General features: G+C 71.8%; 9 protein-coding genes and 1 pseudogene. 6 read left to right on the top strand and 4 right to left on the bottom strand.

The annotated features are described in order from the left end of the window. The 3 genes and pseudogenes from ABZ281_RS27085 to ABZ281_RS27075 all read right to left on the bottom strand — a co-directional run. A partial coding sequence (locus tag ABZ281_RS27085; RefSeq protein ID WP_356659533.1) for a LacI family DNA-binding transcriptional regulator occupies positions 1-123 on the bottom strand: 123 nt, incomplete at its 3' end. 116 nt (positions 124-239) lie between these two features. Beyond that, positions 240-458, bottom strand: a complete 219-nt coding sequence (locus ABZ281_RS27080; protein ID WP_356659535.1) for a hypothetical protein — start codon at positions 456-458, stop codon at positions 240-242. Between the two features lie 44 nt (positions 459-502). Then, a pseudogene (locus ABZ281_RS27075) lies at positions 503-805 on the bottom strand (helix-turn-helix domain-containing protein); the annotation flags it as partial. Positions 806-881: 76 nt separating this feature from the next. Between ABZ281_RS27075 and ABZ281_RS27070 the strand changes: the two are divergent. From ABZ281_RS27070 to ABZ281_RS27060, 3 genes are read left to right on the top strand one after another with little or no spacing between them, the layout of a single operon-like run. Further along, positions 882-1,733: a methyltransferase domain-containing protein gene (locus tag ABZ281_RS27070; protein WP_356659531.1), complete on the top strand. Its 852-nt coding sequence runs from the start codon at positions 882-884 to the stop codon at positions 1,731-1,733. Positions 1,734-1,784: 51 nt separating this feature from the next. Then, on the top strand, positions 1,785-2,495 hold the full coding sequence (locus tag ABZ281_RS27065; protein WP_356659529.1) for a ThuA domain-containing protein: 711 nt from the start codon (positions 1,785-1,787) through the stop codon (positions 2,493-2,495). Further along, the gene (locus ABZ281_RS27060) at positions 2,465-3,574 is read left to right on the top strand and encodes a Gfo/Idh/MocA family oxidoreductase (protein ID WP_356659527.1); all 1,110 of its coding nucleotides are present in this window, start codon (positions 2,465-2,467) and stop codon (positions 3,572-3,574) included. Before ABZ281_RS27065 ends, ABZ281_RS27060 begins: the two co-directional genes overlap by 31 nt. A 2-nt stretch (positions 3,575-3,576) precedes the next feature. Here ABZ281_RS27060 and ABZ281_RS27055 read toward each other — a convergent pair whose 3' ends face one another. Then, positions 3,577-5,055 carry a glutamate-cysteine ligase family protein gene (locus ABZ281_RS27055; RefSeq protein WP_356659525.1) on the bottom strand — a complete coding sequence of 493 codons (1,479 nt, stop codon included), beginning with the start codon at positions 5,053-5,055 and terminating at the stop codon, positions 3,577-3,579. Positions 5,056-5,195: 140 nt separating this feature from the next. Between ABZ281_RS27055 and ABZ281_RS27050 the strand changes: the two genes are divergently transcribed. The 3 genes from ABZ281_RS27050 to ABZ281_RS27040 all read left to right on the top strand — a co-directional run bounded on the left by ABZ281_RS27050 (position 5,196) and on the right by ABZ281_RS27040 (position 8,151). Further along, a complete protein-coding gene (locus ABZ281_RS27050; protein ID WP_356659523.1) occupies positions 5,196-6,377 on the top strand; it encodes an MFS transporter in 1,182 nt (393 codons plus the stop codon). Between the two features lie 102 nt (positions 6,378-6,479). Further along, entirely contained in the window at positions 6,480-7,358 is an 879-nt protein-coding gene (locus ABZ281_RS27045) for an SDR family oxidoreductase (RefSeq protein WP_356659521.1), read from the top strand. Between the two features lie 64 nt (positions 7,359-7,422). Continuing rightward, positions 7,423-8,151: a maleylpyruvate isomerase family mycothiol-dependent enzyme gene (locus ABZ281_RS27040; protein ID WP_356659519.1), complete on the top strand. Its 729-nt coding sequence runs from the start codon at positions 7,423-7,425 to the stop codon at positions 8,149-8,151. Positions 8,152-8,253 lie beyond the last annotated feature (102 nt).

Raw genomic sequence — 8,253 nt, 5'->3', positions numbered from 1 at the left:
CTCGGCGGTCCGGGCGTTGACCCGCTCGGGCCGGTTGAGCACGTTCGACACCGTCGACACCGAGACACCGGCGGCCGCGGCGACGTCCTGAATGCGGGCGGGGCGTGCCGGAACGGCGTCCACCCCCTCGCTGTTGCGGCCGCGCGACCAGGCACGACGATGGCCTTCATGAGCGCCACGAGTATAACGTGACCGGGCGTGGAACGTTTTTCCCCGCCCGGTCCCCCTCGGCCCGCCGGTCAGGCGGAGGGCGCACCGGTGAGGACCTCCACGCGGCCGGTGTCGAGCGAGTAGTAGGCGCTGACGACGGCCAGTTCACCCTTCTTCGCGAGCGGCGCGAGGTCCTTGTTGGACCGCAGGTCGGCGGTCTGCTTGGTGTGGATCCGGACCATCGCGTCGACCGGGTCCGCGTGCCGCTGCTTGACGGTCTCCAGATCAGGCGGCGGAAGCTGGAGCACCCCAAATGGCTCGGCGCCGGGCAGGCGGCGGCGTGCCGCAGGGAGTCCCGCAGAACGCCCAGTTCGCGGACCGTGCGGTCCAGTTCGTCCGCCTTGGCCGACAGCACCCCCCGGTCGATGTGCGGTTGCCCGTCCGGCGCGAACATCTGCGCGATCTCATCGAGCGAGAACCCGGCCGTCCGCCCCAGCGCGATCAGCGCCAGCCGCTCCAGCACCCCGGGGTCGTACTGCCGCCGCAGGCCGCGTCGGCCGGTGGAGGAGATCAGTCCCTTCTCCTCGTAGAACCGCAGAGTCGAGGCGGGTACTCCGGCGCGGTGCGCCACCTCTGCTATGTCCAGGTCTGCCATTGTCTTGACCTCAGGTCGACTTGAAGTAGAACGCTGTCATCCCGCCCCGACGAAGGCAAGCAGAGGGAGAACGACGATGGATGCCTCACGCAGGTCCTACGACGAGCGGGCCGCCCGCTGGAACGGGCCCGCCGGCCACGCCTGGGTGGATCTCCAGGATGTGCTGAACCAGATGTTCGGGCCGATCGAGGAGCTGCTCGTCGACGCCGTGTCCGCCGAGCACGCGGCCAGTGTGCTGGACGTCGGCTGCGGCACGGGCAGCATCACCCGGGCCGTCGCACGCAGGGTCGGGCACTGTGTGGGTGTCGACATCTCCGGTCCGATGATCGAGGGGGCGCGGGCGCGTGCCGAGCAGGAGGGCGTACCGGCGTCCTTCGTCCAGGCCGACGCGCAGGAGTACGCCTTCGAACCCGCAGCCTTCGACGCCGTCGTCTCGCGCTTCGGTGTCATGTTCTTCAGCGACCCCGTGCGGGCCTTCACCAATCTGCGGAGCGCGGTGAAGGACGCGGCCGGGCTGCGGTGCGTCGTGTGGCGAGGTCCCGAGGAGAACCCGTTCATGACGACGGCGGAACACGCCGCGGCCCCGTTTCTGCCGGAGCTTCCCGCCCGCCGGCCGGACCAGCCCGGCCAGTTCGCCTTCGCGGACCCGGAGCGGGTCCACCGCATCCTGGCGGAGAGCGGCTGGGCCGGAATCGACATCGAACCGGTCGACGTGGTCTGCGCCCTGCCCGAGAAGGAACTCGTCACCTTTTTCACCCGGCTCGGTCCGCTCGCCACGGTCCTGCCCGAGGCCGACGAGCGGACCAGGGCAGAGATCGTCGAGGTGGTCCGGCCCGCCTTCGACCCGTTCGTTGAAGGCGCGGAAGTCCGCTACACGGCGGCCTGCTGGATGGTCTCGGCGCGGGCCGGTAGCGCGAAACTTTCGTGAGGTCCGGCCCTCTTTTCCGATCGCGGGCGACCGGCGCATAGTGAGATCACGATGACGCAGAAGAGAGCCTTGGTGGTCCGAGGCGGCTGGGTAGGACATCAGCCGGTCGAGGCCACGGAACTGTTCCTGCCCTTCCTCCGGGACAACGGATTCACGGTCCGGGTCGAGGAGTCGACCGAGATCTACGCGGATGCCGCCGAGATGGCCGACACGGACCTGGTCGTGCAGTGCGTGACGATGTCGGAGATCACGCACGACCAGCTGGCGGGGCTGGGCTCCGCGGTCGTGGCCGGTACCGGCTTCACCGGCTGGCACGGCGGCATCGCCGACTCGTTCCGCGCCTCCTCGGACTATCTTCACCTGGTGGGCGGCCAGTTCGCCACACACCCCGGCAAGGAGCCGTGCGAGCGCCGGGGTGCGGCGGACGACAACTTCCTGCCGCACACCATCGTTCTCACCGAGGCCGGTCGCGCGCACCCGATCACGGCCGGCATCGAGGACTTCGCGCTGGACACCGAGCAGTACTGGGTGCTTCACGACGACCTGATCGACGTCCTGGCCACCACCACGCATCCCGTCCGGCCGTGGCAGCCCTGGCACCGGCCGGTCACCTCCCCCGCGGTCTGGACCCGCCGGTGGGGTGCCGGGCGGATCGTGGTGACGACGCCGGGGCACAGCGTCGACGTGCTGGAGCACCCCCACGTCCGCACCATCATCGAGAGGGGCATGCTGTGGGCGACGCGCACCGCGTCGGGGTCGTAGGGCTCGGCGTCATCTCCCGCGCGTACCTGGACACGCTCGTGGGCCGCCCCGGCGTGCGCGTCACCGCGGTCGCCGACCTCGACGCCTCCCGGTCGGCCGCGGCCGCCGCCGAACTGCCCGGCGCCCGGGCGCTGACGGTCGAGGAGCTGCTGGGCAGCCCGGACGTGGACACCGTGCTGAACCTGACCACGCCGGCGGCCCACGCGGAGATAGCCCTCGGGGCGATCCGGCACGGTAAGAACGTCTACGGCGAGAAGCCCCTGGCCGCGGGCCTGGAGGACGCGCGGGCCGTCCTGGAGGCCGCCGCGAAGGCTGGCATCGGTGTCGGCTGTGCCCCGGACACCGTGCTGGGCACGGGAGTGCAGACCGCGCGGGCGGCGGTGGAGGCGGGGAGCATCGGGCGCCCCCAGTTCGCCTCGGCCGTGATGGTCACCCCGGGCCACGAACGCTGGCACCCCCACCCCGACTTCTACTACACGGCCGGCGGCGGGCCACTGCTGGACATGGGGCCGTACTACCTCACGTCCCTGGTCCACCTGCTGGGGCCGGTGCGTGCCGTGACCGGGGCGGCCGGGCGGCTGCGCGCCGAGCGCGTCATCGGATCCGGCCCGCGCGCCGGCGAGCGCATACCGGTCGAGGTGGACAGCCATGTCTCCGGAGTGCTGGAGCACGTGAACGGGACGCTGACGACGCTCACCACGAGCTTCGACGGTGTGGCCACCACGGCCGCGCCCATCGAGGTGCACGGCGAGAGCGGCACCCTCTCGGTCCCCGACCCCAACCGGTTCGACGGGGAGGTGCGCCTCCACGTGCTCGGCGACACGCGCTGGCGCGCCGTTGCGACGTCGGCGGGTTACGCGGCCGGCGCTCGCGGCGTCGGTCTGCTCGACTTCCTCACCGCCGACGAGCGGCGGGTACCGCGCGCGAGCGGTGAACTGGCCCTGCACGTGCTGGAGGCGATGACCGCTGTGCTGCGTTCGGCGGCCGAGGGGCGGCGGATCGAACTGACGACGTCGGCCGAGGTGCCCGCCCCCGTACCCCTGACGGCTGCCGCGCAGTGGCACGGCCGGCCCGACTGAGGTCAGTCCACGGGCCACGTGTGCGCGGGCGCGTTCATGTGCATGTAGTCCATGTACGTCCTGGTCATCTGCCGCAGTGCCTCGCGGCGGTCGGAGATGCCGGCCTTCTCCAGGTGGTGCACCATCTCCGCCTGCCACAGGGCGCCGTTCCGGCCGGTGACGCAGCGCTGCTCGATGATGCCCAGCAGGGGTTCGCGCCACGCGGCGTCCATGCCGGTCAGCTCCAGGCCCCGGTGGGCCAGGGGCAGCAGCCGCCGCAACACCAGTTCTGTGACCGGCACTTCGCCCACACCGGGCCAGTACAGGCGGGCGTCGATGCCGTCGCGGGCCGCGGTGTGCAGGTTCTCCTCGGCGACCGAGAAGGACATCCGCGTCCACACCGGCCGGTCCTCGTCGACCAGGGCCCGGGTCAGTCCGTAGTAGAAGGCGCCGTTGGCGATGATGTCGGCCACGGTGGGACCGGCGGGCAGCACGCGGTTCTCGATGCGCAGATGCGGGCCGCTGTCGGTGACCGCGTAGATGGGGCGGTTCCAGCGGTAGATCGTGCCGTTGTGGAGGGTCAGCTCGCCCAGCTGGGGAACGCCGCCGCTGTCCAGCTCCTTCTGCGGGTCCTCGTCCTCGCACAGCGGCAGCAGGGCCGGGAAGTAGCGCACGTTCTCCTCGAAGAGGTCGAAGACGCTGGTGATCCAGCGCTCCCCGAACCACACCCGGGGCCGTACGCCCTGGGCCTTGATCTCCTCGGGGCGGGTGTCGGTGGCCTGCTCGAACAGGGGGATGCGGGTCTCGCGCCACAGTTCCTTGCCGAACAGGAAGGGCGAGTTGGCAGCGAGGGCGATCTGTACGCCCGCGATGGCCTGGGCCGCGTTCCAGTAGTGCGGGAACTCCTTCGGGTCGACCTGGAGATGGAACTGGGTGCTGGTGCAGGCGGCCTCGGGCGTGATCGTGTCGGCGTACGTCGACAGGCGTTCCACACCGTCGACCTTGATCCGCAGGTCCTCGCCCCGGGCCGCGAAGATCTGCTCGTTGAGCAGCCGGTAGCGCGGGTCGCCGGAGAGTGCGGACCCGCTGACGTCCGACTCGCCCAGGGTCGGCAGGATGCCGACCATGATCAGGTGCGCGCCCACCGCGGCGGCGCCGTCCTCGGCGTGGTTGAGGGCGTCGCGGATCGCCTGCTCCCAGGAGCCGGGGCCGCCCGCCGTGAGCTGCCGGGGCGGGATGTTGATCTCCAGGTTGAAGCGGCCCAGCTCGCTGGACCAAGCGGGGTCGGCGATCGCCTGGAGGACGTCGGTGTTGCGCATCACGGGCAACCCGGCGTCGTCCACCAGATTGAGCTCGATCTCGAGGCCGACCTGGGGGCGCTCGCTCTCGAAGCCCGACTCGTGGAGCATCCGGGCGAGCACCTCGAGGTCGGTGTGCATCTTCTCCCGGTACCGACGGCGGTCCTCCCGGGTGAACACCAGGGCCGGCACGTCACGTCCCATGTGCCCTCCTGCGCTCCTGCGGCGGCTGTGTCCGCTCCTCGGCGATGGGTCTCGTCCCAGAGTCGCACCTTGTCCTCGCCCCCGCACCCACCTAGCCTGACTTTGTGCCGCAAATAAACAAACCCCGTACGCACAGTGCCGTGCCGGGCAACGGCAGCTCCCTGACCCGACTCCGCATCGCCCTCACCGTCTTCTTCGCCCTCGACGGCTTCGTCTTCGCCGGCTGGGTCGTGCGCATCCCCGCCATCAAGGCGCAGACCGGCGCCTCCGCCAGTGCTCTGGGCCTCGCCCTCCTGGGCGTCTCCGCCGGGGCCGTCATCACCATGACCCTCACCGGGCGCCTGTGCCGCCGCTACGGGAACCACCAGGTCACCGTCGTCTGTGCGGTACTGCTCTCCCTCTCCGTCGCCCTGCCCCCGCTGACCCACTCGGTGCTCGCGCTGGGCGTCGTCCTGCTGCTCTTCGGCGCCGCGTACGGAGGGATCAACGTCGCTTTCAACAGCGCGGCCGTGGACCTCGTGGCAGCGCTGCGGCGGCCGGTCATGCCGAGCTTCCACGCGGCCTTCAGCCTGGGCGGCATGGTCGGAGCGGGGCTGGGCGGGCTCGTCGCGGGGGTCCTCTCCCCCACCCGGCACCTGCTGCTGCTCACGCTGGTCGGCCTGCTCGTCACCGCGGCGGCGGGCCCCACCCTCCTGCGGCACGAGCCGCCGGTGCCCACGGCGCGGGACGTTCCCGCCGAGGGAGCCCCGCGCCGCCTGGACGGCCGCACCCGTGCGCTGGTGATCGTCTTCGGCCTCATCGCGGGGTGCACCGCGTACGGCGAGGGGGCGCTGGCCGACTGGGGCGCCCTGCACCTCGAACAGGACCTGCACGCGTCGGCGGGTGCCGCGGCCGTGGGCTACTCCTGCTTCGCGCTCGCCATGACGGTGGGCCGCCTGACCGGCACGACGCTCCTGGAACACCTGGGGCGGACCCGGACCGTCGTCGCCGGCGGCACCACCGCGGCGGCCGGCATGCTGCTCGGCGCTCTCGCCCCCTCCCTCTGGGCGGCCCTCCTCGGCTACGCGGTCACGGGCATCGGCCTCGCGAACCTCTTCCCCGTGGCCGTGGAACGCGCGGGCGCACTCGCCGGCCCCGGCGGTGTCGCCACGACCTCCACCCTGGGCTACGGGGGCATGCTCCTCGGCCCGCCCGCGATCGGCTTCATGGCGGACTGGTTCTCCCTGCCGGCCGCGCTCACCAGCGTGGCGGTCCTGGCGGCGGTGGCGGCGGTCGTCGGAGCACTGGTGGGGGCGGCCGCGCGGCGGACGGCCGGGGGCTGACAGGAAGGGCACTGCGAGGGTGGGCTGCCGGTGATCCTGGGTACCCGTGGCCACGCCCGGTGTGATCACCGGGCCGTACGCCGCGGACGAGGAGGCAGACCCGTGACCGATCAGCAGCACCCCGGAGAGCAGCACCCGACCCCGGAGTTTCCCTCCCAGGACCAGCCGCACCCGGGCTGGACCGGCCCGATGGACCCGCCCCCGGACCACGGTGAGGAGTCCTACCGGGGCAGTGGCCGGCTGGCCGGCCGCAAGGCCGTGATCACCGGTGGGGACTCCGGGATCGGCCGCGCGGTCGCCCTGGCGTTCGCCCGTGAGGGAGCCGACGTGCTGTTCACCCATCTGGATGACGAGAAGGACGACGCCGACGAGACGGCCCGGCTCGTCGAGGAGGCCGGCCGGCGTGCCGTGCCCGTCTCGTGCGACGTACGGGAGGAGGAGAACTGCCGGGCGCTGGTCGACCGTGCCGTGCAGGAGTTCGGCCGGATCGACGTCCTCGTGAACAACGCGGCGTACCAGATGTCGCAGCCCGACGGCATCGAGGCGATCACCACCGAGCAGTTCGACCGGGTGCTGCGCACGAACCTGTACGGGATGTTCTGGCTGTGCAAGCTGGCCCTGCCACACATCCCGGAGGGCGGCAGCATCATCAACTCCACGTCGGTGCAGGCGTACAAGCCCAGTCCGCATCTGCTGGACTATGCGACGACGAAGGGCGCGATCGTCACGTTCACGCAGGGGCTGGCGCAGATGCTGATCGAGAAGGGCATCCGCGTCAACGCGGTGGCGCCGGGCCCGGTGTGGACGCCGCTGATCCCGGCGACCCTGCCGGACACGCAGACGTTCGGCAAGCAGGCCCCCATCGGACGGCCCGCGCAGCCCGCCGAAATGGCTCCGGCGTACGTCTTCCTCGCCTCCCAGGGGGCGTCGTACATCACTGCCGAGATCGTCAACGCGACGGGCGGGACGCCGCTGCCGTAGCCCCGGAGCCGGCCGCCGGAAATCCCCGGGCTTGAAGAGCACTTCATGCGGCAGACTCGGCGTCATGGAGACCGCCGAGTTCCTTCAAGCACTGGAGACGGAAGGCCGGCTGCTGGCAGCGGCCGCCGAGGAGGCCGGGACGCAAGCGAAGGTGCCGACGTGCCCCGAGTGGCAGGTGCGCGATCTGTTGCGGCACACGGGCGCCGTGCACCGCTGGGCCGCCGCCTACGTCGCCGGGCAGCTCACCGAACGCCGCCCGCTGGTCGAACCCACCGACCTCGACGGCGCGGAGCTGATCGCCTGGTACCGCGACAGCCACCGCCTGCTCGTGGGCTCGCTGGCGGGCGCCTCGCCCGAGCTGGACTGTTTCACCTTCCTGCCCGCGCCGTCACCGCTGGCCTTCTGGGCCCGGCGGCAGGCGCACGAGACGGCCGTGCACCGGGTCGACGCGGAGTCCGCACGCGGCGGCGCCCCGACGGACGTCACCCCCGAGTTCGCGACCGACGGCATCGACGAACTGCTGCGCGGCTTCCACGCCCGTCCCAGGAGCCGCGTACGCACCCCCGGGCCGCGCGTCCTGCGGATCCGCACCGAGGACACCGGCGAGGTGTGGACGCTGCGGCTGTCGCCGGAGCCACCCGTGACCACGCGGGACGGGTTCGGGGAGGCGGAGTGCGAACTCTCCGCCCCGGCCGGGCAGTTGTACCTGGCGCTGTGGAACCGCGCGCCCCTGCCGAGCGCCACGGGCGACCAGGCACTCGCCGCGCTGTGGCGGGAGGCCTCGGCGATCTGAGCAGCCACCGACGGGCGGTCAGCCGTCGGTGAGCATCCATCTCCAACCGGTTGCTCGCTGCGTATCTCACCGAGCTGGGGCACCCCACCTCCTACGAGGAGT

Origin of the sequence: Streptomyces sp. NPDC006265 (genome assembly GCF_040613555.1) — a bacterium.
Lineage (GTDB): Bacteria > Actinomycetota > Actinomycetes > Streptomycetales > Streptomycetaceae > Streptomyces.
The sequence above is the reverse complement of the archived record's forward strand: the minus strand, read 5'-3'. Positions and strand labels throughout refer to the sequence as shown.